This is a genomic window from Rubritepida flocculans DSM 14296 (genome assembly GCF_000425365.1).
Lineage (GTDB): Bacteria > Pseudomonadota > Alphaproteobacteria > Acetobacterales > Acetobacteraceae > Roseococcus > Roseococcus flocculans.
This window is the reverse complement of the sequence record NZ_AUDH01000009.1, coordinates 1-23,266: the sequence shown is the minus strand read 5'-3', so window position 1 is coordinate 23,266 and position 23,266 is coordinate 1. Positions and strand designations below refer to the sequence as shown.

Annotated in this window: 23 protein-coding genes, 1 tRNA gene and 2 rRNA genes; 4 read left to right on the top strand and 22 right to left on the bottom strand. The window is 70.6% G+C overall.

Translation table 11 applies throughout. The features are described from left to right. Positions 1-8: 8 nt before the first annotated feature. A complete protein-coding gene (locus H596_RS22895; RefSeq protein ID WP_051212760.1) occupies positions 9-797 on the top strand; it encodes a 3'-5' exonuclease in 789 nt (262 codons plus the stop codon). On the opposite strand, the gene H596_RS20975 is transcribed toward H596_RS22895, so the two are convergent. The 11 genes from H596_RS20975 to H596_RS0109955 all read right to left on the bottom strand — a co-directional run bounded on the left by H596_RS20975 (position 798) and on the right by H596_RS0109955 (position 10,514). Further along, positions 798-1,901 carry an endo-1,4-beta-xylanase gene (locus tag H596_RS20975; protein ID WP_245583983.1) on the bottom strand — a complete coding sequence of 368 codons (1,104 nt, stop codon included), beginning with the start codon at positions 1,899-1,901 and terminating at the stop codon, positions 798-800. Continuing rightward, positions 1,898-2,764, bottom strand: a complete 867-nt coding sequence (locus H596_RS0110005) for an acyl-ACP desaturase (RefSeq protein WP_027284776.1) — start codon at positions 2,762-2,764, stop codon at positions 1,898-1,900. The genes H596_RS20975 and H596_RS0110005 overlap by 4 nt, the downstream gene beginning before the upstream one ends. Positions 2,765-2,810: 46 nt before the next feature. After that, a complete protein-coding gene (locus H596_RS0110000; RefSeq protein ID WP_027284775.1) occupies positions 2,811-3,221 on the bottom strand; it encodes a F0F1 ATP synthase subunit epsilon in 411 nt (136 codons plus the stop codon). A 159-nt stretch (positions 3,222-3,380) separates the two neighbouring features. Next, positions 3,381-4,811, bottom strand: a complete 1,431-nt coding sequence (gene atpD, locus H596_RS0109990; RefSeq protein WP_027284774.1) for a F0F1 ATP synthase subunit beta — start codon at positions 4,809-4,811, stop codon at positions 3,381-3,383. Positions 4,812-4,827: 16 nt separating this feature from the next. After that, positions 4,828-5,706 (bottom strand): F0F1 ATP synthase subunit gamma, encoded by an 879-nt coding sequence (locus H596_RS0109985; protein ID WP_027284773.1) that lies wholly within the window; start codon positions 5,704-5,706, stop codon positions 4,828-4,830. Between the two features lie 78 nt (positions 5,707-5,784). After that, positions 5,785-7,317, bottom strand: a complete 1,533-nt coding sequence (atpA, locus tag H596_RS0109980) for a F0F1 ATP synthase subunit alpha (protein WP_027284772.1) — start codon at positions 7,315-7,317, stop codon at positions 5,785-5,787. 1 nt (position 7,318) lies between these two features. Continuing rightward, positions 7,319-7,924: an ATP synthase F1 subunit delta gene (gene atpH / locus H596_RS0109975; protein WP_027284771.1), complete on the bottom strand. Its 606-nt coding sequence runs from the start codon at positions 7,922-7,924 to the stop codon at positions 7,319-7,321. Between the two features lie 104 nt (positions 7,925-8,028). After that, complete coding sequence (obgE, locus tag H596_RS0109970) at positions 8,029-9,024, bottom strand: GTPase ObgE (RefSeq protein WP_027284770.1); 996 nt, start codon at positions 9,022-9,024, stop codon at positions 8,029-8,031. Positions 9,025-9,203: 179 nt separating this feature from the next. Further along, positions 9,204-9,473 (bottom strand): 50S ribosomal protein L27, encoded by a 270-nt coding sequence (gene rpmA / locus H596_RS0109965; RefSeq protein ID WP_027284769.1) that lies wholly within the window; start codon positions 9,471-9,473, stop codon positions 9,204-9,206. Positions 9,474-9,486: 13 nt separating this feature from the next. Beyond that, positions 9,487-9,801, bottom strand: a complete 315-nt coding sequence (gene rplU, locus H596_RS0109960) for a 50S ribosomal protein L21 (protein ID WP_037300830.1) — start codon at positions 9,799-9,801, stop codon at positions 9,487-9,489. Positions 9,802-9,983: 182 nt separating this feature from the next. Next, entirely contained in the window at positions 9,984-10,514 is a 531-nt protein-coding gene (locus H596_RS0109955; RefSeq protein ID WP_027284767.1) for a hypothetical protein, read from the bottom strand. A gap of 102 nt (positions 10,515-10,616) precedes the next feature. On the opposite strand from H596_RS0109955, the gene ispH reads away from it, so the two are divergent. Genes ispH through rnhA form a run of 3 tightly spaced genes read left to right on the top strand, consistent with a single transcriptional unit; the run spans position 10,617 to position 13,020 of the window. Further along, positions 10,617-11,579: a 4-hydroxy-3-methylbut-2-enyl diphosphate reductase gene (gene ispH / locus H596_RS0109950; RefSeq protein ID WP_084602664.1), complete on the top strand. Its 963-nt coding sequence runs from the start codon at positions 10,617-10,619 to the stop codon at positions 11,577-11,579. 3 nt (positions 11,580-11,582) lie between these two features. Then, positions 11,583-12,563 carry a homoserine kinase gene (locus H596_RS0109945; RefSeq protein ID WP_027284765.1) on the top strand — a complete coding sequence of 327 codons (981 nt, stop codon included), beginning with the start codon at positions 11,583-11,585 and terminating at the stop codon, positions 12,561-12,563. Further along, positions 12,556-13,020, top strand: a complete 465-nt coding sequence (gene rnhA, locus H596_RS0109940; protein WP_037300827.1) for a ribonuclease HI — start codon at positions 12,556-12,558, stop codon at positions 13,018-13,020. The genes H596_RS0109945 and rnhA overlap by 8 nt, the downstream gene beginning before the upstream one ends. Before the next feature lie 153 nt (positions 13,021-13,173). On the opposite strand, the gene H596_RS0109935 is transcribed toward rnhA, so the two are convergent. The 11 genes from H596_RS0109935 to H596_RS0109885 form a co-directional block, all read right to left on the bottom strand. Continuing rightward, complete coding sequence (locus H596_RS0109935) at positions 13,174-13,569, bottom strand: hypothetical protein (protein WP_027284763.1); 396 nt, start codon at positions 13,567-13,569, stop codon at positions 13,174-13,176. Continuing rightward, positions 13,566-15,797 carry a DNA topoisomerase IV subunit A gene (gene parC / locus H596_RS0109930; RefSeq protein WP_027284762.1) on the bottom strand — a complete coding sequence of 744 codons (2,232 nt, stop codon included), beginning with the start codon at positions 15,795-15,797 and terminating at the stop codon, positions 13,566-13,568. Before parC ends, H596_RS0109935 begins: the two co-directional genes overlap by 4 nt. Beyond that, positions 15,790-16,536, bottom strand: a complete 747-nt coding sequence (recO, locus tag H596_RS0109925) for a DNA repair protein RecO (protein WP_027284761.1) — start codon at positions 16,534-16,536, stop codon at positions 15,790-15,792. Before recO ends, parC begins: the two co-directional genes overlap by 8 nt. A 12-nt stretch (positions 16,537-16,548) precedes the next feature. Continuing rightward, positions 16,549-17,481, bottom strand: coding sequence for a GTPase Era (era, locus tag H596_RS20970; RefSeq protein ID WP_051212756.1), 933 nt, complete (start codon positions 17,479-17,481; stop codon positions 16,549-16,551). After that, positions 17,478-18,143, bottom strand: coding sequence for a ribonuclease III (rnc, locus tag H596_RS0109915; RefSeq protein ID WP_027284760.1), 666 nt, complete (start codon positions 18,141-18,143; stop codon positions 17,478-17,480). Before rnc ends, era begins: the two co-directional genes overlap by 4 nt. Beyond that, positions 18,140-18,898 carry a signal peptidase I gene (gene lepB / locus H596_RS0109910; protein ID WP_245583982.1) on the bottom strand — a complete coding sequence of 253 codons (759 nt, stop codon included), beginning with the start codon at positions 18,896-18,898 and terminating at the stop codon, positions 18,140-18,142. Before lepB ends, rnc begins: the two co-directional genes overlap by 4 nt. Positions 18,899-18,966: 68 nt before the next feature. Beyond that, positions 18,967-19,266, bottom strand: coding sequence for a YMGG-like glycine zipper-containing protein (locus H596_RS20965; RefSeq protein WP_051212754.1), 300 nt, complete (start codon positions 19,264-19,266; stop codon positions 18,967-18,969). Positions 19,267-19,363: 97 nt separating this feature from the next. Beyond that, positions 19,364-20,341: a S1C family serine protease gene (locus H596_RS0109900; protein ID WP_027284758.1), complete on the bottom strand. Its 978-nt coding sequence runs from the start codon at positions 20,339-20,341 to the stop codon at positions 19,364-19,366. Between the two features lie 364 nt (positions 20,342-20,705). Beyond that, positions 20,706-20,779: transfer RNA gene (locus H596_RS0109895), tRNA-Met, on the bottom strand. Between the two features lie 24 nt (positions 20,780-20,803). Continuing rightward, positions 20,804-20,918 (bottom strand): 5S ribosomal RNA (gene rrf / locus H596_RS0109890). Positions 20,919-21,044: 126 nt separating this feature from the next. Beyond that, positions 21,045-23,266, bottom strand: a 23S ribosomal RNA gene (locus tag H596_RS0109885); the annotation flags it as partial.

The window sequence follows — 23,266 nt, the reverse complement described above, 5'->3', positions numbered from 1 at the left end:
CCCGCGGCGTGCAGCGCGTCCTCGTCCTCGACATCGAGACCCTGCCCGATCTCGCGGCGGGCCGCGCGCTGCTGGACATGCCGGAGGCGGAGGAGGAGGCGGTGCGCGCCGCCCTCGGCGCCCGCTACGCCCGCCCGGGCGAGGCGCCGGAGCGCGCCTTCCTCAAGCCCCCCCTGCACCGGCTCTGCTGCCTCGGCCTGCTGGTGGCCGAGCGCGCCGCCCCCGACGAGCCCTGGCGCGTGGCGCGGCTGCGCGCCCGCACCGTGGCCGAGGAGCCGGAGGCCGCGCTGCTCGCCCGCTTCGACGCGGCGCTGCGCGGCGGCCCGGGGCTCATCGGCTTCAACACGGGCGGCTTCGACCTGCCGGTGCTGCGCTACCGCGCCCTGACGCTGGGCGTGCCCATGCCGCATCTGCACGCGCCCGGCTTCGCCTATCTGCACCGCTTCGGCGAGCGGCATCTCGACCTGATGGACCGGCTCTCGGGCTTCCGCGCCTCGCCCGCGCCGAGCCTCGGGGAATGCGCGGCGCTGCTCGGCCTCTCGCTCAAGGCGGAGATCGACGGGGAGCGGGTGGAGGCGCTCTGGGCGGCAGGGGAGCACGCGCGCATCGCCGCCTATTGCCGCACCGACCTCGCCGCCACCTGGCTGCTCGCGCTGCGCTGGTGGATGGTGACGGGCGGCCTGCCGCCGGAGCGGGCGCGGGAGAGCCTGCGGGGCTTCGCCGAGGCCATCGCGGAGGGCGCGCTGGGCGAAGGGCTCGAGGCCATCGCCGCGGCGGCCCGCGCGGCGGCGGGCTAGCTACCCCCCGCCCAGCGCCCGGGCCAGCGCCGCGCGCAGGGGCTTGGGCTGGAGCGCCTCGTCATAGGGCAGGCCGCGGGTGGCGGCGCCATCGCCGCGCGCCACCGCGGGCTCCTTCACCAGCCAGGAATCGCGGTCGGTCAGGCCCCAGGTGAGCACGCTGCGCACGCCCCCCTCGATGGCCGCGGCGAGGAAGCGCCCTGCATACTCCGCCACCGCCGCATCGCGCTCGGCGAGGCTGGGCGCGAGCGCATCCGGCTCGCGCACGTCGAGTTCGGTGACCAGAACCGCGAGGCCGAGTTCGCGCAGCGCGCGCAGGAAGGCGATGAAGGGCTCGGGCCGGAAGGGGTCGCGCATCTGCAGATGCGCCTGGATGCCCACCGCATCCAGCGGCGCGCCGCGCTGCACGAGGCCGCGCACCACGCGCAGCAGCCGCTGGCGCTTGACCTCGGCGTGCGGCGTGTCCGCCTCCACCCCGTAATCGTTGAGGGTGAGGCGCAGGGTGGGGTCGAGCTGGCGCGCGAGGCGCAGCGCGCGCTCGGGATAGCCGGGGCCGAGGGCGGAGAGCCAGGGGGTGGGGCGCAGGTCGCCGTCGGTCGGGCTCGGGTTGTCGCTGCCCTCTGGGTTGGCGATCACCTCGTTCAGCACGTCCCAGTCGCGGATGGCCTCGCGCGTTTCGCGCAGCACGGCGGTGAGGTGGGCTTCCATCACGGCGGCCGCCCGGCGCGGGCCTTCGGCCAGCGCCGCGGGCAGCCACGGCGGCATGGCGGCATGCCAGATCAGCGCATGGCCCCGCACCCGCTGCTGGTGGCGCTGCGCGAAGCCGATGATGGCGCGCAGCGGGGCGAACTCGAAGCGCCCCTCCTCGGGCTGCAGCGCATCCCATTTGCCCTCCCATTCGGGGACGAGCAGCTCGGCCTCGCGGGCCACCAGCGCGGCGAGCGCGGCGTCATCGGCCAGCAGATCGGCGCGGACGGCGGTGCCGAAGACATGGCCCCGCGCCCGGGCGACTTGGCGCAGCGGCGCCTCCTGGGCGCCCAGCGGCGGCGCGGCGCAGGCCGGCAGCGCGCCCAGCCCCGCCAGCGCCCGCCGGCGCGAGATCACGCCGCCCGCGCGAGGCTGGCCGATTCGCTGTTGGCGACGGCCTGCTGCGCCAGGGCCTGGCGGTAGCGGTCCCGCCGCCAGCAGAGAAGGCGCCAAGCCCCCTTGGCCGCGATGTCGGCCATGCGGCCGCGCGGCTCGAGGCCGATGGCCTTGAAGATCATGCCCATGCCGCGCTCGATGTGGCGGAAGCGGTAGAAGCCCATGGCGCGGCCCATGTAGCCGGCGAGGCAGCGGTCATGGTCATAGGCGAGGCCGGGCGGGTCGTTGCTGCAGTGGAAGGCGAAGGCGAGCTCGTCGTCCTCCGTCTCGCCGATGCGCCCGAGCGCCACGCGCAGCCGCTTCGGGAAGGAGAGGTTCTCGCGCTCCAGATAGCGCTTCATGTGGTCGTAGAAGAGCTTGAAGTGCCGGTATTCGTCCGCCGCGATCAGGCGGCAGATCTCCTTCAGCACCGGCTCCTCCGAGGCCTCGCCGAGGGCGGTGTAGTAGCTGGAGGTGCCCGTCTCCACCATGCAGCGGGCGATGAGTTCGCCCGTGCGGGAGCCGCGGATGGAGGCGTCGGCCTTCACGTCTATCTTGAAGCCCTCGCGGTATTTCGCGAAGGCGGCCGGATAGTCGAAGGAAGGGTCGGCGAGGGTCGCCCATTTGCCGAGCGCGTCGCCGTGCTGGACCTCCTCGACCGCCCAGTTGTCGGCGGCCTGCTGGAAGTCCGGGTCGTCCTTGAAGACGGATTTGAGGTAGAGCGCGTAGTCGTCGCCGTTGCGCTCGACCATGGCGGCCGCCTTGACCAGCGGGATCACCTCCGGCTCGACCTTGGCGGGGTCGAAGCGGTCCCAGGCCACCTGCTCGATCGTCCAATGCTTCATGCCACCCCACTCCCCGGGCTGGACATGCGACGGGCGGCGGCCGAATTCAACCCGCCTGGGCGGCCTCGCGCATGGCGCGCATGGCCAGCAGGCGGTTCATCGCCGCCTCGCGCTTCTCCGGGCTCTCGGCCGCGGCGGCCAGATACTCCTGCTCGGCGGCGGCGATGCGCGAATCCGCCTCGGCGCGGGAGAGCTCCGCCACCGGGGTCGCCTCGTCGGCGAGGATGGTCACGCGCTCCGGCCCCACCTCGGCGAAGCCGCCGGCGACGAAGAGGCGCTCCTTCTCCTGCCCGCCCTCGCGCACCGAGATCACGCCGCCGCGCAGCGCCACGATCATCGGCGCATGGCCGGGCAGCACGCCCATCTCGCCCTCGGCGGCGGGGATGACGACCATCTCGACGGGCCGCGAGAGCAGCAGCTTCTCGGGCGAGACGAGTTCGAGTTGAAACGTGGCCATCTGCGCACCCGATCCTTCACACCGCAGGACGCCCGCACGGCGCCCGCGCCCAGTTCAGAGCCTCCGGCCGCAGCGGCCGGCGCCGCCCACATCGCTCTCCCCCAGGCGCCCGGGCGGCGCGGCGCAGGCCGCGGCCGCCCGGTGCATGAGGGCGAGGAATCACGCCGCCTGCTTCAGCGCCTCGGCCTTCTTCACCGCCTCCTCGATGGTGCCCACCATGTAGAAGGCCGCCTCGGGCAGGTGGTCGTACTCGCCGGCGCAGATCGCCGCGAAGCTGCGGATCGTGTCCTCGAGCTTCACGAAGACGCCCGGCGTGCCGGTGAACACCTCGGCCACATGGAAGGGCTGGCTGAGGAAGCGCTGGATCTTGCGCGCGCGCGCCACGATCAGCTTGTCCTCCTCCGACAGCTCGTCCATGCCGAGGATGGCGATGATGTCCTGCAGCGACTTGTAGGTCTGCAGGATGCGCTGCACCTCGCGCGCCGTCTTGTAGTGCTCCTCGCCCACGATGCGCGGGTCGAGCGCGCGGGAGGTGGAGTCGAGCGGGTCCACCGCCGGGAAGATGCCGAGCTCCGCGATGGAGCGGTTCAGCACCGTCGTCGCATCGAGGTGCGCGAAGGAGGTGGCCGGCGCGGGGTCCGTCAGGTCGTCGGCGGGCACGTAGATGGCCTGCACCGAGGTGATGGAGCCCTTCTTGGTGGAGGTGATGCGCTCCTGCAGCGCGCCCATGTCGGTGGCCAGCGTCGGCTGATAGCCCACCGCCGAGGGGATGCGGCCGAGCAGCGCGGAGACCTCCGCGCCCGCCTGGGTGAAGCGGAAGATGTTGTCGATGAAGAACAGCACGTCCTGGCCCTGCTCGTCGCGGAAATATTCCGCGATGGAGAGGCCCGAGAGCGCCACGCGCGCGCGCGCCCCCGGCGGCTCGTTCATCTGGCCATAGACCAGCGCCACCTTGGAGCCGTCGGTCGAGCCGTCCTCGTTCAGCTTGATGACGCCCGCATCGATCATCTCGTGGTAGAGGTCGTTGCCCTCGCGGGTGCGCTCGCCCACCCCGGCGAAGACCGACACGCCGCCATGCGCCTTGGCGATGTTGTTGATCAGCTCCTGGATGGTCACGGTCTTGCCCACGCCGGCGCCACCGAACAGGCCGATCTTGCCGCCCTTCAGGTAGGGGGCCAGCAGGTCGATCACCTTGATGCCGGTGACGAGGATCTCGGCCGCGGTGGCCTGCTCCTCGAAGGCCGGGGCGTCGCGGTGGATGGTGTAGGTCTTCTCCGCCTTCACCGGCCCGCGCTCGTCGATCGGCTCGCCGATCACGTTGAGGATGCGCCCGAGCGTGCCGTTGCCCACCGGCACCGCGATGCCCGCGCCCGTGTCCGTCACCTCGGCGCCGCGCACCAGGCCGTCCGTCGTGTCCATGGCGATGCAGCGCACGGTGCGCTCGCCGAGGTGCTGCGCCACCTCGAGCACCAGCGTGCTCTCGCCCACCTTCACGTGGAGCGCGTTCATGATGGCCGGCAGCTCGGCGGGGAACTGCACGTCCACCACGGCGCCGAGCACCTGCGTGACCTGACCGACATTGTTCTTCATGGCGTGCGTTCCTTTCTCAGACCGCTTCGGCACCGGAGATGATCTCGATCAGCTCCTTGGTGATGTTGGCCTGACGGGTGCGGTTGTAGTTCAGCGTGAGCTTGTTGATCATCTGGCCCGCGTTGCGGGTCGCGTTGTCCATGGCCGTCATCTGGCTGCCGAAGAAGCCGGCCTGGCTGTCGAGCAGCGCGCGGTAGATCTGGATCGCGAGGTTCTGCGGCAGCAGCCGGGCAAGGATCTCCTCCTCCGCCGGCTCGAACTCGTAGAGCGCACCGCCCGCGCCGCCGGCCGCCGCCTCGGGCAGGGGTGCCGGGATCAGGCGCTGCTCCACCGGCGTCTGGCTGATCACGCTCCTGAAGCGGTTGTAGATCAGGCCGCAGACGTCGAAGCCGCCCTCGTCCAGCATCGCCGTGATGCGCGCGGCGATCTCGGCCGCGTCCTCGAAGCCGATCTTCTTCTTGCCGGCGAAGCTGATCTCGCCGACGAAGCGGCTGCCGAGGTCGCGGCGCAGATAGGTCGCGCCCTTGCGGCCGACGGTGATGATCTTCACCACCTTGCCCTCGGCCTCCAGGGCGCGCGCGCGGTTGCGCGCGAAGCGGCCGACATTGGTGTTGAACGGGCCGCACAGCCCGCGCTCGGAGGTGACGACGACGAGCAGATGCGTCCGCTCCGCCCCCGTTCCCACCAGCAGCTTCGGCGCATCGGGGCTGCCGGCCACCGAGGCGCCGAGCGAGGCCAGCATGCGCTCCATGCGCTCGGCATAGGGGCGCGCCTGCTCGGCCTGGGTCTGCGCCCGGCGCAGCTTGGCGGCGGCCACCATCTTCATCGCCTGCGTGATCTTGCGCGTGGACTTCACGCTGTTGATCCGCGTGCGCAGGCTCTTCAGGCTCGGCATCTCGTCTCACCTCTGCCGCCGCGGGGCGGCCGGATGCGTGCGAAGGGGGCGCGGCGGGCCATCCCGCCGCGCCGGCGCTCAGGCGAAGGACTTCCCGAAGGCGTCGAGGAAGGCCACCAGCTTCGCCTCGGTCTCCTTCTTGATCTCGCGGTCGGCGCGGATCGCGTTCAGGATCTCGGGCGCGGTGGCCTTCATCTCGGAGAGCATGCGGCTCTCGTAATCGCCGACCTTCGTCACGGGAAGCTTGTCGAGGTAGCCGCGCGTGCCGGCGAAGATCGCCACCACCTGCTCCTCCACCGGCACAGGCTTGAACTGCGGCTGCTTCAGCAGCTCCGTCAGCCGCGCGCCGCGCGCCAGCAGCGCCTGCGTCGTGGCGTCGAGGTCGGAGGCGAACTGCGCGAAGGCCGCCATCTCGCGATACTGCGCGAGCTCGAGCTTGATCTTGCCCGCGACCTGCTTCATCGCCTTGATCTGCGCGGCCGAGCCCACGCGGCTCACCGAGATGCCGACGTTCACGGCCGGACGGATGCCCTTGTAGAACAGCTCCGTCTCCAGGAAGATCTGCCCGTCCGTGATCGAGATCACGTTGGTCGGGATGTAGGCGGAGACGTCGCCGGCCTGGGTCTCGATCACCGGCAGCGCCGTGAGCGAGCCCGCGCCGAAATCGTCGTTCATCTTCGCCGCGCGCTCGAGCAGGCGCGAGTGCAGGTAGAACACGTCGCCCGGATAGGCCTCGCGGCCGGGCGGGCGGCGCAGCAGCAGCGACATCTGGCGGTAGGCGACGGCCTGCTTGGAGAGGTCGTCGTAGAAGATCACCGCGTGCATGCCGTTGTCGCGGAAGAACTCGCCCATCGCGCAGCCAGTGTAGGGCGCGAGGAACTGCATGGGCGCCGGGTCGGAGGCCGTGGCGGCGACGATGATCGAATACTCGAGCGCGCCGTTCTCCTCGAGCTGCTTGACGAGCTGCGCCACCGTCGAACGCTTCTGCCCGACCGCCACGTAGATGCAGTAGAGCTTCTGCTTCTCGTCGCCGGTGGCGTTCACGCCCTTCTGGTTGATGATCGTGTCCACGATCACGGCGGTCTTGCCGGTCTGACGGTCGCCGATGATCAGTTCGCGCTGGCCGCGGCCGATCGGGATCAGAGCGTCGATCGCCTTGATGCCCGTCTGCATCGGCTCATGCACCGACTTGCGCGGGATGATGCCGGGCGCCTTCAGCTCGGCGCGGCGGCGCGTCACGTCGGTCAGCGGGCCCTTGCCGTCGATCGGGTTGCCGAGCCCGTCCACCACGCGGCCGAGCAGCCCCTTGCCCACCGGCACGTCCACGATCGAGCCCGTGCGGCTGACCGTGTCGCCCTCCTTCACCGACTTGTCGTCGCCGAAGATCACGACGCCGACATTGTCGCTCTCGAGGTTGAGCGCCATGCCCTTCACGCCGGAGGCCGGGAAGTCCACCAGCTCGCCCGCCATGACGTTCTGCAGGCCATAGACGCGCGCGACGCCGTCGCCCACCGTCAGCACCGTGCCCACCTCGGCGACGTTCGCCTCGGCGTCGAAGCTCGCGATCTGCTGCTTCAGGATCTCGGAAATCTCAGCCGGACGGATGTCCATCTCAGGCGGCCCCCTTCATGGCGTACTGCAGGCGCTGCAGCTTGGACTTGATCGAGTTGTCGTAGAGGCGCGAGCCGATCCGCACGATCAGCCCGCCGAGGATCGCGCGGTCCACCGTCTCGGAGAGCTTCACGCCGGAGAATCCGGCCTCCGTCAGCCGCGCCGTGATCTGCGCGCGCTGCGTGTCGGAAAGCGGGAAGGCGGTCGTCACATGCGCGACCTGCTGGCCGCGCCGCGCGGCGAGCTTCGCGCCGAAGGCGGCGGCGATCGCGGGCAGCGCCGAAAGGCGCCGGTTGGCGATCAGCACGCCGACGAAATTGCGGATCTCCACGCCCGCACCCGCCTTCTCCAGCAGCGCGAACAGCGCGCGCTTCTGGTCCGCGGCGGAGAGGCGCGGATCGGCCACGAAGGCGCGGAAGGCGGGATCGCCCCGGTAGAGCGCGAAGAGCGCGTCGAGGTCGGCGGCGATGCGGTCCAGCGCGCCGGGATCGGCCTGGCGCTTGTCGTCGGCGAGCGCGAGCAGGGCCAGCGCGTAGCGCTCGGCCACGCCGCCCCCCGCCGTCACGTCTGCTGGGGGCGCGTCTGGGGAAATGGTCTCGGCGGCCACGGGCGGGTCCGGTCCTGTTCCTGAAGCGCCGGAAGGGCCCTCCCCTTGCGGCGCGCGCGCCTTAACACAGGCCTTGCTGCACGGCAACCAAGCCTGCGCCTGCTTCAGCGCGCTTTTCGGATCACGTCCATCAGGCGGCGCAGCACCTCGGGCACGCCCGCGCCCGTGGCGCCGGAGGCGAGCATCACGGGGCCGCCGCAGGCGCGCTCCAGCGCCTTGCGCCGGCTGGCGATGGCCTGGGGCGTCATCGCGTCCGTCTTGTTCAGCACCACCACCTCGGGCTTCTCCTCGAGCCCCGCGCCGTATTCGGCGAGTTCGCGGCGGATCAGGCGATAGGCCGCCCCCGGGTCGGCCTGGCTGCCATCCACCAGGTGCAGCAGCACCCGGCAGCGCTCGATGTGGCCGAGGAAGCGCGTGCCCAGCCCCGCCCCCTCCGAGGCGCCCTCGATCAGGCCGGGGATGTCCGCCAGCACGAACTCCTCGGTCGCGTTCAGCCGCACGACGCCGAGCTGCGGATGCAGGGTGGTGAAGGGGTAGTCCGCGATCTTCGGCCGCGCGGCCGAGACGGCGGCGAGGAAGGTGGATTTCCCGGCATTGGGCAGCCCTACCAGCCCGGCATCGGCCATGAGCTTGAGGCGCAGCCAGATCCAGCGTTCCTCGCCCGGCCAGCCCTTGTCGGCCCGGCGCGGTGCCCGATTCGTGCTCGACTTGTAGTGCGCGTTGCCGAAGCCCCCGTCGCCGCCCTTGCAGATCAGGACGCGCTTGCCCGGCGCGTCGAGGTCCGCGATCAGGCTCTCCTTGTCCTCGTCGAGGATCTGGGTGCCGACGGGCACCTTCAGCACCACGTCCGGGGCCTTGGCGCCGGTGCGGTCGCTGCCCGCGCCGTTGCCGCCCTTCCGCGCCCGGAAATGCTGCGTGTAGCGGTAGTCGATGAGGGTGTTCAGCCCCTCCACCGCCTCGGCCCAGACATCGCCGCCGCGGCCGCCATTGCCGCCATCGGGCCCGCCGAACTCGATGAACTTCTCGCGCCGGAAGGCGACGACGCCATCGCCGCCATCGCCGGAGCGGACATAGACCTTGGCTTCGTCGAGGAATTTCATTGTCTGTGCCGCGATGCAGGTAGCCGCGACGCCAACCCTAGCTGCATCGCGGCAAGGGGGGGCTTGGCCCCCCCCTAAGCCCCCCCCGGCTCGGCCGGGGGGGGGGGGCGTGGGGCGGGGCCGGAAACGAAAACGGGGGCCGCGAGGCCCCCGCCCGAAACACGCTCAGCGCGTGCGGATCACTCCGCCGCCTGCGGGAGGGGCACGACGGAGACGTGCACCCGGCCCTCGGCCTTGCGCTCGAACTTCACATGCCCCTCGACGAGGGCGAACAGCGTGTGGTCACGCCCGAGCCCGACGTGGCGGCCCGGCTTCATCTTGGTGCCGCGCTGGCGGACCAGGATGTTGCCCGCGAGCACGTGCTCGCCGCCGAACTTCTTCACGCCGAGCCGCTGCCCGGGAGAGTCGCGGCCGTTGCGCGAGGAGCCGCCGGCCTTCTTGTGCGCCATGAGAGTGTCTCCTTCAGGCCGCGATGGCGGAGATGCGCAGCACCGTCAGCTGCTGGCGGTGGCCCCGCTTGCGGCGGCTGTTCTGGCGGCGGCGCTTCTTCAGGATCAGCACCTTCTCGCCCTTCTTCTGCTCCAGCACGGTGGCCGTCACCGTGGCACCCGGCACGGTGGGGGCGCCGAGCTGCAGCCCGGCCTCGCCGCCCAGCGCCAGCACCTCGTGGAAGGTGACGGTCGCCCCGGGCTCGGCCTCGAGCTTTTCGACGGCGAGCACCGCGTTCGGCGTCACCCGGTATTGCTTTCCGCCGGTGCGGATCACTGCGAAGGTCATCACACGCGCCTTTGACCGAGAAACCCTTTGGGCCGCCGCGTGGCGTGGACGGGCCCGCATCACTGGAACATTCCGGTGCCCGCGGCCCTGACGATGCAGGCCCGCGAACGACCGCGGGCGGCACGCCAGCGCCGCCCGGGAGCGCGGCGTTTAGCGGCGGCCGGCCCGGCGAGTCAAGCCTCTCACCGCGCCCCGCGCCGGCGGTTGAGCGCCAGCTCCTCCTCGTTCAGCAGGAAGCCGACCATGATGCGGTAATCCTGCACGCGCCGCCCCTCGGCCACCGGGAACTCGATCTCGATGGGCGCGGAGGTGATGGTCAGGCGCGGCGTGTTGGCCGGGAAGGCGGCGGGGATGCGGAAGGTGGCGCGCGAGGCGATCCGCTCCGTCCCCTCCTCCACCACCGCGAGGTACCAGGGCAGCTCCACCGCCCGCCCCTGCGCGGCGGGGCCGCGCTCCACCTGGAAGCGGGGCGCGATGCGCGCCACCACGCTGCGGTCGCGCCGCCCGCGCACGCAGGAGCCCTCGATGGCCGTGATGCGCGCGTCCATCACCATCGCCGAGAGATCGGGCGGGCCGTCGGGGCGGTAGCGCGTCAGGTCCGCCGTGTCGGCGGGGAGGCTGAGTTCGGGGCAGGCGATGAGCAGATCCTCGATGCGCCCCGAGCCGCAGCCCGCCAGCACCAGCCCCGCCGCCAGAATCACCCCGAGCCGCATGCCGCACCTCCCTCTCCGGAACCGAGCCGTCGCGGCGTCTCTGGCACCGATCCGGCCGAAGCGGTAGTCTCCCGCCGCACCAGTGCTGGGATGCTCACGCGAATGGCCGAAAAGCCCACCCTCAAGGTTCTCCTCGCCGGCCCGCGCGGCTTCTGCGCCGGCGTGGACCGCGCGATCAAGATCGTCGAGGAGGCGCTGAAACGCTACGGCGCGCCCGTCTATGTCCGGCACGAGATCGTGCACAACCGCTTCGTGGTGGAAAGCCTCGAGAAGCTCGGCGCCGTCTTCGTCGAGGAGCTCGACGAAATCCCCGACGACGGCCAGCCCGTCGTGTTCAGCGCCCATGGCGTGCCCAAGTCCATCCCCGCCGAGGCCGAGCGCCGGAGGATGTTCTTCCTCGACGCCACCTGCCCCCTGGTCAGCAAGGTGCACCGCGAGGCGGAGCATCATTTCGCGCGCGACCGGCACATCTTCCTCATCGGCCATGCCGGCCACCCGGAGGTGATCGGCACCATGGGCCAGCTTCCCGCCGGCGCCATCACCCTGGTCGAGGACGAGGACCAGGCGCGCAGCGTGGCCGCGCCCGCGGGCAAGGCCCTCTCCTTCATCACCCAGACCACGCTCTCGGTGGACGACACGGCCGAGATCGTGAACATCCTGCGCCACCGCTTCCCCGAGATCTCGGCCCCGGCGAAGGAGGACATCTGCTACGCCACCACCAACCGCCAGGCCGCGGTGAAGGAGATCGCGCCGCGCGTGCAGATGATGATCGTGGTGGGCGCGCCGAACTCCTCCAACTCCCTGCGCCTCGTCGAGGTGGCGAGCCGCTCGGGCTGCGAGAAGGCCGTGATGGTCCAGCGCGGGCGCGAGCTCGACCTCGACCTGGTCAACGGCTACGCCAGCGTGGGCGTCACCGCCGGCGCCAGCGCGCCCGAACTGCTGGTGGAGGAGGTTCTGGCCCGGCTGCGCGAGCGCTTCGATCTCGACATCGAGGAGATCGTCGTCGCCGAGGAGAAGGTGATCTTCAAGCTCCCCGCCGCCCTGGCCGCCACCCCCGCCGCCTGATCCGTGGCCGTCTATACCGAGGTCTCCGACGAGGCGCTGCGCGCGTTCCTCGCGCAATACGCCATCGGCGAGCTGCTGGCCTATCGCGGCATCGCCGAGGGGGTGGAGAACAGCAACTACGCGCTCAAGACCACCCAGGGCGACTTCATCCTCACCCTCTACGAGAAGCGCGTGGACCCCGCGGAGCTGCCCTGGTTCCTCGGCCTGATGCAGCACCTCGCGGCGCGGGGGCTCTCCTGCCCGCAGCCCGTGCCGGGGCGGGACGGGGCGGCGCTGCGCGTGCTGGAGGGGCGGCCGGCGGCCATCTGCACCTTCCTGCCCGGCTTCTGGCCGCGGCGCGTGCGCCCCTCGCATTGCGCGCCTCTCGGCGAGGCGCTGGCGCAGCTCCATCGCGCCGGGGAGGGCTATGCGCCGGTGCGGCGCAATGCGCTCGGCCCCGATTCCTGGGGCCCGCTGCTCGACCGCTGCCGCGGCGACGGCGAATCCGTGCAGCCCGGGCTGATCGCGGAGCTCGACGCGGCGCTGGCCGAGATCCTCGCCCAGTGGCCTGAGCCGGGCCGCCTGCCCGTCGGCCACATCCATGCCGACCTGTTCCCCGACAACGTGTTCTTCCTGGAGGATGACGGGCGGCGGCCGCGCGTCTCTGGCCTGATCGACTTCTACTTCGCCTGCACGGACCTCTACGCCTACGACATCGCGGTGGTGCTGAACGCCTGGTGCTTCGAGCCCGACCACAGCTTCAACGTCACCAAGGCGCGCGCCATCCTGCGCGCCTATGGCGGGCGGCGCGAGATCGCGCCCGCCGAATGGCAGGCCCTGCCCGTGCTCTGCCGCGGGGCGGCCATGCGCTTCCTGCTCACCCGCCTCTACGACTGGGTGAACACGCCACCCGGGGCGATGGTCACGCGCAAGGACCCGCTGGAATACCTGCACAAGCTGCGCTTCTTCCGCCACGCCACGCATGCGGGGGCCATCGGTGGCTGAGACGCGGCAGGCGCCGGGGGGCGAGACCCTGGTCGAAATCTGGACCGATGGCGGCTGCAAGCCCAACCCGGGCCCGGGCGGCTGGGCCGCCATCCTGCGCTACGGGAAGGTGGAGCGCGAACTCTCCGGCGCCGAGGCGGAGACGACCAACAACCGCATGGAACTCACCGCCGCCATCGCGGCGCTGGAGGCGCTGAAGCGCCCCTGCCGCGTGATCCTGCACACGGACAGCGAATATCTCCGCAACGGGATGGAGCGCTGGATCACGGGCTGGGTGCGCAACAACTGGCGCAACGCGGCGCGCGAGCCGGTGAAGAACTTCGAACTGTGGCAGAGGCTGCTCGCCGCCGCCAGGCCGCACGAGATCGAGTGGCGCTGGGTGCGCGGCCATGCGGGCGACCCGATGAACGAAAGGGCGGACGCGCTCGCCACCGCCGCGCGGGAGGCGCTGGGCTGAGGCGGGCGGCATGTCATGCCGGCCGTGTCATACCAGCGGCCGCTGATTTCGACTCCTGAGGAGCCGGGGCGGCCGCTGGTATGCCTTTGTCTTGGCGCGCAGCCGCCACGCCAACCCTGCGCGCGATACGGCCGGCATGTCATGCCGGCCGTATCAGCGGCCGCGCGGCAGGGGCCCGCTGCGCCGCAGATCGTAGCCCAGGCTGCAGGTTCCGCGCCCCGGATGGCTGCCGGTGAAACGCCGGGCGTTGTTCGCGCCGATGAAGATCTGCCCTTGCCCGGCCTGGAACAGCCCGACGGGCGGCAGCGTCACCGCCCCGTTCGCGCCGATCCGGCCGGTGATGGGCGCATCCCCCGGCAGCCCGGCGATGACGATCTCGCCGCCGCGCACCTCGGCCGAGGTGCGGTCCTGCCGCACCCGGCCGCCGCCGCGGCATTCCTGGAACATCACCCCGTCATAGATGCCGTCATGCGGGCCGGGCGCGCGCTGCGCCAGCGCCGGAGAGGCGGCCAGCAGCAGCGCAAGCATGATGCCGAGGCGCATGGTCACTCCCCGAAGCTGTTGCCGCGCGGGAAGCCATTGGGCGGCAGCCTGCCGGCGCCCGCGCGATGCCCTTGCCATGGCTTGAGATCATGCTCCACCCGCAGCCGGTCGCCCAGGCGCCAGGAGAGGCCCTCCGCCAGGGTGAAGACCTTGGCGTCCGACAGCCCGCCATCCTTGTAGGACTGCAACTGCACGCCGCGCCCGCGCGCCAGCACCGGAAGCTGCTCGAGCGGAAAGACGAGCAGCTTGCGGTTCTCGCCGATCACCGCGACATGGTCGCCCTCGGCGGGCCTGCACAGCACGGCGCGCGCCCCGCCTTCGAGCGTCATCACCTGCTTGCCGGTGCGCTTCTCCGCCAGAAGCTCCGCCGTCTCCACGAGGAAACCCTTGCCGTCGCTGGCGGCGAGAAGCAGCTTCCTGCCCTCGACCGGCACGAAAAGCGCGATGGGCTCCTCCTCGTTGGGCAGATCCACCAGCAGCCGCACGGGCTGGCCGTCGCCGCGGCCGCGCGGCAGCGCATCGGCCTTCAGCGTATAGGCGCGCCCGTTGCTGGCGAAGAGCACGAGCCGGTCGGTGCTCTGCGCGTGCAGCCGGAAGGCCGGCCCGTCGCCCTCCTTGAAGCGCAGCTCCGCATCCTCGGGCAGATGGCCCTTCAGCGCGCGGATCCAGCCCTTCTGCGAGAGCACCACCGTCAGCGGCTCGCGCTCGATGAAGGCGCTCTCGTCCACCGCCAGGGCGGGCAGCGCCTCGGCCACCGCGGTGCGGCGCGCGCCCAGCGCGCCCTCGCCGAACTTCCGCCGAGTCTCCTCGATCTCCCGGCCGATGGCGGCCCAGCGCTTCGCCTCGCTGCCCATCAGCGCGGCGAGGCCCTTCTGCTCCTTGAGCAGCTTCTCGTGCTCGCGGCGGATTTCCATCTCCTCGAGGCGGCGCAGGGCGCGCAGCCGCATGTTGAGAATCGCCTCCGCCTGCACCTCGCTGAGCGAGAAGGCGGCCATCAGCTTCGGTCTGGGCTCCTCCTCGGTGCGGATGATGCGGATCACCTCGTCGAGGTTGAGATAGACGATGAGGTAGCCCTCCAGCACCTCCAGCCGCCGCGCGATGGCGGCCAGCCGGTGCGCGCTGCGGCGCTTGAGCACCTCGTGGCGATGATCGAGCCAGGCGCGCAGCACCTCGCGCAGCGACATCACGCGCGGCGTGCGGCTCGCGTCCAGCACGTTCATGTTGAGCGGGAAGCGGCTTTCGAGCTGGGTGGCGCGGAACAGCGTCTCCATCAGCACGGCCGGCTCGACGGTGCGGCTGCGCGGCTCGAGCACGATGCGCACCCGCTCGGTGCTCTCGTCGCGCACATCGCCGAGCAGCGGCAGCTTCTTCTCCTCCAGCAGCAGCGCGATCTGCTCGATCAGGCGTGACTTCGCGACCTGGTAGGGGATCTCGGTGACGACGATCTGCCAGCCGCCGCCCTTCTGGCGCTCCACCTCCCATTTCGCGCGCAGGCGGAAGCCGCCGCGGCCCGTCTCATAGGCCTCGATCAGGCTTTCGCGCCCCTCGACCAGCACGCCGCCGGTGGGGAAGTCGGGGCCGGGCATATGCGCCAGAAGCTCGGCCGTCGTCGCCTCGGGGTGCGCGATCAGGTGCAGCGCGGCGGCGCAGAGCTCGCCCGCGTTGTGCGGCGGGATGGAGGTGGCCATGCCCACCGCGATGCCGCTCGCGCCGTTCGCCAGCAGGTTGGGGAAGGCGGCCGGCAGCACCACCGGCTCGCGGTCCTCGCCGTCATAGGTAAGGCGGAAATCGACGGTGTCCTCGTCGATCTGCGCGAGCAGCGCCTGCGCCACCTCGGTCAGCCGCGCCTCGGTGTAGCGCATGGCCGCGGCGTTGTCGCCGTCGATGTTGCCGAAATTCCCCTGGCCCTCGACCAGCGGGTAGCGCGCGGCGAAATCCTGCGCGAGCCGCACCAGCGCCTCATAGACGGCCGCATCGCCATGCGGGTGGTATTTGCCGATCACGTCGCCCACCACGCGCGCGCATTTCTTGAAGCCGCTCGCGGGGTCGAGCTTCAACTGGTGCATCGCCCAGAGCAGGCGGCGGTGCACCGGCTTCAGCCCGTCGCGCACATCGGGCAGGGAGCGCGCCATGATGGTGCTCATGGCGTAGGCGAGGTAGCGCTCGGACAGCGCCTCCGAGAGCCGCGTGGGGCGGATCGCGCCGCCATCCGCTGGCACGATGTCGTCAGGCATCAGCCGTCCTTCCGATTCGATCCGCGAGCCGCGCCTCCAGCGCCTCGCGCGCCGCGGGCAGCGGGCGGTGCTGGAGGCCGAAGGCGTCGCGCGCCAGGAAGAACCCGGTCAGGCGGAGTCCCGCAAGCCATTCCGGCGCATCCCCGGGCTGTTCCGGATCGCGCAGGAAGCCGGGCAGGGGCAGCAGCCGCGCCGCATAGGGCGCGCCCGCCTGCGCGCTGACCGCCCGGCCCGAGCGGGGGGAGACCCAGACGAGCCCCTCCGTCGCCCCGCTCGCGGCGCAGCGGTCGAGATCGAGCCCGTAGCCGAGTTCTGCCAGCAGCGAGAGCTCCCAGCGCACGAGCAGCGGCAGGGCCGCCTCCGGCCCGCGGGCCAGGGCGGCGATGACGGCGACGAGGCCGTGGAAACAGGCGGGGTGCGCCTCGCGCTCGGGCAGCGCGCCCTCCGCCACGGCGCAGGCGGCGCTGAGCGTGGCGAGCGCCAGCCCATCCTCCATGGCCAGCGCCGCGGCCGGATGCACCATCTCGCCCGAGAGGCTGCCGAGCTGCTCGGGCAGCCGCGCCACCCAGCGCGCCTCGATCAGGTTGCCGGGCTGCCAGAGCCCGGCCTGCGCGCGGCTCGCCCCGCCCTTCACGAGGCCGGCGTGGCGGCCCAGCGCCTCGGTCAGCACCGTCACGACCGCCCCGCCCTCGCCATGCGGCCGGGCCGCGAGCACCACCGCCGGCGCCGCCCATTCCACGGCCATGGCGCCTCAGCCCTCCTCCTCGTCGAGGCCGAGCGCGCGCAGCCGGCCCGTCTCCTCGTCCCAGCCCGGACGGTCCTTGACGTTGAGGAAGAGATGGATGGGCCGCTCCAGCAATTGCGAGAGCTCGGCCCGCGCGCGGCGGCCGATCTCGCGGATGCGCGCGCCGCCATCGCCGATCAGGATGGCCTTCTGCGAGGGCCGCGCGACATAGATGGTGCAGTCCACCCGCGCGCTGCCGTCGGCGCGCTCGGTCCACTGCTCCGTCTCCACCGTGGCGTGGTGCGGCACCTCCTCATGCGTCTGGCGGAGGATCTGCTCGCGCACGATCTCCGCGGCCAGCATGCGGTTGGGCAGATCCGACAGCTCGTCCTCGGGGAACATCCAGGGGCCGGGCGGCACGGCCTCGGCGAGCCTGGCGCGCAGCCGCTCCAGCCCCTGCGCCTTCTGGGCGCTGACCATGAAGGTCTCGGCGAAGGGCAGCAGGGCGTTGCACTCCGCCGCCAGCGGCAGCAGCCGTTCGCGCGGGATCAGGTCCACCTTGTTCAGCACCAGCCAGACGGGGCGGCGCTGCCCCGCGAGGCGGGCGATGATGGCGCGCACCGCCTCGGTCAGCCCGGTCCTCGCGTCCACCACCAGGAGCGCGAAGTCGGCGTCCTTCGCCCCGCCCCAGGCGGCGCCGACCATGGCGCGGTCGAGCCGCCGGCGGGGCGCGAAGATGCCCGGCGTGTCCACCAGCACGATCTGCGCCGGGCCCTCGACGAGCACGGCGCGGATGCGGAAGCGCGTGGTCTGGGGTTTCGGCGAGACGATGCTGACCTTGGCCCCCGCCAGCGCGTTCACCAGCGTGGATTTGCCCGCATTGGGCGCGCCGAGCACGGCGACGAAGCCGCAGCGCCTCTCGCCGCCGCCGGGGGCGGGGGTGTGCGCGGCGCCGCTCACCGTTCGGCCTCCGCGAGCCAGGCCTCGGCGGCGGCCGCCTCGGCGGCGCGCTTGGTCTCGCCGCTGCCGCGCGCCTCGCGCCCCGCCGCGCGCACCAGCACGACGAAGCGCGGCGCATGGGCCGGGCCCTCGGCGCCGAGATGGCGGTATTCCGGCAGGCCGAGCCCGCGCCCCAGCGTCCATTCCTGCAGCCGGTTCTTGGCGCTGCTGGGCGGGCGGCGCTGGCCTTCCACAGCCGCCTCCCATTCGCGACGGATCACGCGGCGCGCCGCATCGAGCCCCGCATCGAGGTAGAGCGCGCCCAGCACCGCCTCCAGCGCGTCGGAGAGCACGGTGGCGCGCTCGCGCACGCCGCCGCGCGCCTCCGAGGGCGGCACGCGCAGCGCCGCGGCGATGCCCATCGCCTCGGCGATGGGCGCGATGGCCTCCTGCGAGCAGAGGCGGGCGAGCCGCTTGCCCAGATCGCCCTCGCGCTCCTTCGGAAAGCGCTCGAGGATCCATTCGGCGATGACGAGGCCGAGCACCCGGTCGCCCAGGAACTCCAGCCGCTCGTTGGATTCGATGCCCTTGCCGGCGGCCGAGCGGTGCGTCAGGGCGCGCTCCAGCAGCGCGCGGTCGGTGAAGCGGTGGCCGAGACGTTCCTCGAGGGCGTCCGCGCTCATCTGACCGCGCTGAACAGGCGCGACCAGCGGATGGCGAAGGGCCAGGCCCAGACCTCCCAGATGCGGGCGCTGCCATCCACGGAGAAGAAGATGAACTCCGCCCGGCCGACCAGGTTCTCGACCGGGATCACGCCCACCGCCCCGGGGACGCGGGAATCGAGGCTGTTGTCGCGGTTGTCGCCCATGGCGAAGACATGGCCGGGCGGCACCACGAACTCGGGCGTGTTGTCGAGCGGCCCGTCGTCCGACTGCTCGACGATCAGGTGCGCCCGCCCGCCGGGCAGGAACTCCCGGTACATCTGCACGGTCATGCGCGGCCCGTCGCCCTCGGCAACATAGGGCCCCAGCGGCTCGCGCCGGGCGGGCTCGCCGTTCACGTGCAGCACGCCGCGGATCACCTGGATGCGGTCCCCGGGCAGGCCGATGATGCGCTTGATGTAGTCCTGCCCCGTGTCGCGCGGCAGCTTGAACACCGCCACATCGCCGCGCTCGGGCATGGCGGCCCAGATCCGGCCCGAGAACAGGTTCGGGCTGAAGGGCATGGAGTGGCGCGAATAGCCGTAGGAATACTTCGAGACGAAGAGGTAGTCCCCCACCAGGAGGGTGGGGATCATCGAGCCCGAGGGGATGTTGAAGGGCTCGAAGGCCACGGTGCGGATGCCGATGGCGATGAGGGCGGCGTAGAGGATGGTCTTGACGCTCTCGAGCCAGCCGCCCGACTTCTTCTTCGCCATCGAGGGTGCGCTCTTCGCCATGATCCGTCCGCCAGGGGGTGGCGCGGATCAAGCCCAGGGGCACCCACCTGTCAAGGAAGCGCGCCGCCTCACCAGTGGCGGTGGTGGTGATGATGATGACGGCGCGGCGGGGGGCGGCGGTAATGGCGCGGCGGCGGGCTCGGCGTGGTGGCCGCGCCGATGGCCGCGCCGGCGAGCCCGCCCGCGATCGCGCCCACGGCCGCGCCCTCGCCGCCCCCGGCCAGCGCGCCCAGCGCCGCCCCGCCGCCCGCGCCGATCAGCGCCCCGCCCGCCGCGCGCTGGCCCGGGCTGTAGGGGTTGGTGCAGGCGCCGAGGCCGAGCAGCAGGCCGCCGGCCAGAACCAGCGGGCGCAACCGGGTGGGGGTCATGGCGATTCTCCTTTTCTGGGGCCCCGCGAGGGCCGTGCTGGCGCGAGGGAAACGGGAGCATTCTGGCGCATTGATGGCGGAGGCCAGGGCCCGCCGCTCAATGCAGCCGGGGCGTTCGCAGATGCCGCCTTCGGTCGGCGCTGGTGACGCGCAGTTCCATCTGCCGGTCGCCGCGCGCGACGGTGAGGCGCAGTTCCGCCCCCGCGGGCCCGGCTGCGCGCACCGCCTGCCAGAGCGAGGCCAGATCGGTCACCGCCCGGCCGTCCACGGCCAGGATGCGGTCGCGCGGCCGCAGCCCCGCGCGCTCGGCCGGCCCGCCCTTGGCCAGGGAGCCCACGCCCACCGCCTCCTCCTCCTCGGTGGCGTAGAGGCCGAGCCAGGGGCGCGGCGGCCTGCCCGAGCCGCCGGTGCGGCGCAGGGTCTCCAGCACCGGAAGCAGTTCCGCGATCGGGACCACCATGTTGAGGTCGAGCCGCTTGCCGCCGCGCTGCCCCTGCTGGAGGATCAGGCTGCCGATGCCGCAGAGCCGCCCATCCGGCCCGAAGAGCCCTGCCCCGCCCCAATGCGGGTGCGCCGGGGCGGTGAAGATCGCGTTCTCCAGCAGATATTCCCAATAGCCCGCGAAGGGCTGGCGGGCGGCCACCGTGCAGGCCAGCGCATGGCTGCGCCCGCCCGCGGCCGCGAGCACGCAGCCGGCGCCGAAGGTCAGCGAATCCGAATCGCCCAGCGGGGCCACGGGCAGGCCGGGCATGCGCCCCAGCGCCTGCAGCAGCCCGAAGCCGCTCTCGAAATCCACGCCGATGGGCGTGGCCTCCACCACCCGCCCATCCTGGGCGGTGAGCCACACCGTCTCGGCTTCCATGATCAGATAGCCGATGGTGAGCACGAGCCCCGAGGACTCGATCCACACGCCTGAGCCCTCGCGCTCCACGCCGAGCGTGGCGGCGGAACTCGCATCCGGCGGCACCAGGGATTTGAGGGCGAGCACGCTCGCCAGACGCTCCTCCAGCGGGAAGGCGTATTCGGAGGGTTCGGGCTGGAAGGCCTCCGGGACTTCCCACTCCTCGTCAGACATCGCGTGGCGTCTCTCGCATCGCCTTCATTTACGGGCGCGGCCTGCGGAGCGCCATATGGGGGCGGGTGGAGCTGTCCCCATCGGGCCGTTCGATTCGGCCCGGATTGCTGACGGCGCGGCGATGATCCCATACCAGCGGCCGCCGCTTCTCAGTTGTTTGAGAAGGCGGCGCGGTCGCTGGCACGCCTTTGTTTTGGCGCGCCGCCGCCACGCCAACCCTGCAGGCGATACGGGCGGGAGGGTATGCCGTCTGTATCAACTGAGCGGGCGCATGCCCGAACCGCTGCGGCGATGGGAAAGGCTGTTTGAAACGCCAAAAGCCCCGGCGAGGTGGCCGAGGCTTTGTGTGTGCGAATCAAGAGGGATGCGGGGACAGGATTTGAACCTGTGACCTTCAGGTTATGAGCCTGACGAGCTACCGGGCTGCTCCACCCCGCGTGTGTGGTGGTGATCGGTTGGGTGGCCTGGCGCTGACCGACTCTCCCGCCGCTTGAGCGGCAGTACCATGGGCGCTGGCGTGTTTCACGGCCGAGTTCGGGATGGGATCGGGTGTGTCAACGCCGCGATGGGCACCAGGCCACCGAACCGCCCTCGTGTGAGGGATGTGGTTCAGGTGGCGGATGGTTGGCTGGATGGGGTGGGGGTGTGGTGCGAGGCTTGGTGCTGCGTGCGTTGTCTCCTTGTGGGGAGACGGTGTGGTGTGTGGAGTGAGCCTATCGGGCGATTAGGATCGCTTGGCTGAGCATGTTGCCATGCGTACACCTGCGACCTATCGACGTGATGGTCTATCACGGCCCTCGGGGAGACCTGGTTTTGAGGTGGGTTTCCCGCTTAGATGCCTTCAGCGGTTATCCCGTCCGCACTTGGCTACCCAGCTGTGCCACTGGCGTGACAACTGGTGCACCAGAGGTGCGTCCATCCCGGTCCTCTCGTACTAGGGACAGATCCTCTCAAGTCTCCGACACCCACGGCAGATAGGGACCGAACTGTCTCACGACGTTCTAAACCCAGCTCACGTACCGCTTTAATCGGCGAACAGCCGAACCCTTGGGACCTGCTCCAGCCCCGGGATGCGATGAGCCGACATCGAGGTGCCAAACCTCCCCGTCGATGTGGACTCTTGGGGGAGATCAGCCTGTTATCCCTAGAGTACCTTTTATCCGTTGAGCGATGGCCCGTCCACGAGGAACCACCGGATCACTAAGGCCGACTTTCGTCTCTGCTCGCGCTGTCACGCTCGCAGTCAGGCGGGCTTATGCCTTTGCACTCAACAGCCGATGTCCGACCGGCCTGAGCCCACCATCGCGCGCCTCCGTTACCATTTGGGAGGCGACCGCCCCAGTCAAACTGCCCACCACGCAGGGTCCCGGCCCGGGATCACCAGGCTCGGTTAGACGCCAAAAAGGCACAGGGTGGTATTTCAAGGTTGGCTCCACCGAAGCTGGCGCCCCGGTTTCAAAGCCTCCCACCTATCCTACACAGTCCCTTCCTGGCGCCACTGCGAAGTTGCAGTAAAGGTTCATAGGGTCTTTCCGTCTAACCGCGGGTACCCCGCATCTTCACGGGGAATTCAATTTCGCTGAGCCCATGCCGGAGACAGTGGGGAGGTCGTTACGCCATTCGTGCAGGTCGGAACTTACCCGACAAGGAATTTCGCTACCTTAGGACCGTTATAGTTACGGCCGCCGTTTACCGGGGCTTCGGTTCGGAGCTTGCACTCCTCCCCTTGACCTTCCGGCACCGGGCAGGCGTCAGACCCTATACGTCGTCTCTCGACTTCGCAGAGCCCTGTGTTTTTACTAAACAGTCGCCACCCCCTGCTCTGTGCCACCCCGCCCTGGTTGCCCAGGACAGGGTCTCGCTTATCCCGAAGTTACGCGAGCAATTTGCCTAGTTCCTTCGACATGGTTCTCTCAAGCGCCTTGGTATGCTCTACCAGTCCACCTGTGTCGGTTTCGGGTACGGTCCAATGCCAGAGCTGTTTCCCGGATCCATCCAACTGCCCGATCAATCCAATAAGACCGAACAGAACTTCAGGACCGTCACTTCTGGCGGGCCCAGGAATATTCACCTGGTTCCCATCGGCTACGGCTGTCGCCCTCGCCTTAGGGGCCGGCTCACCCTGCGCGGATTAACCTTGCGCAGGAACCCTTGGACTTTCGGCGGGAGAGTTTCTCACTCTCCTTGTCGCTACTCATGTCCGCATTCTCACTTCCGATACCTCCAGCAGCCCTCGCGAGCCACCTTCACAGGCCTACGGAACGCTCCGCTACCACGCTCTTTCGAGCATCCACAGCTTCGGTACGTGGCTTGAGCCCCGTTACATTTTCGCCGCAGGACAGCTATTAGACCAGTGAGCTATTACGCTTTCTTTAAAGGATGGCTGCTTCTAAGCCAACCTCCTGGTTGTTTTGGCCGTCCCACATGCTTTCCCACTTAGCCACGATTTGGGGACCTTAGCTGGTGGTCTGGGCTGTTTCCCTCTCGACGATGGACCTTAGCACCCACCGTCTGTCTGCCCGGCTGCACTCCTCGGCATTCGGAGTTCGGTAGGGTTTGGTAAGGCTTTGGGCCCCCCTAGCCCTTCCGGTGCTCTACCTCCGAGGGTGACCACCGAACGATCTACCTCAATAGATTTCGCGGAGAACCAGCTATTTCCGAGTTTGATTGGCCTTTCACCCCTAGCCACAGCTCATCCCCGACTTTTTCAACAGGCGTGGGTTCGGCCCTCCAGTGGGTGTTACCCCACCTTCAGCCTGGCCATGGCTAGATCACTCGGTTTCGGGTCTCATGCCGGCAACTATACGCCCTGTTCAGACTCGCTTTCGCTGCGCCTACACCTAACGGCTTAAGCTCGCTGCCAACACGAACTCGCGGACCCATTATACAAAAGGTACGCCGTCACAGGACAAGCCTGCTCCGACT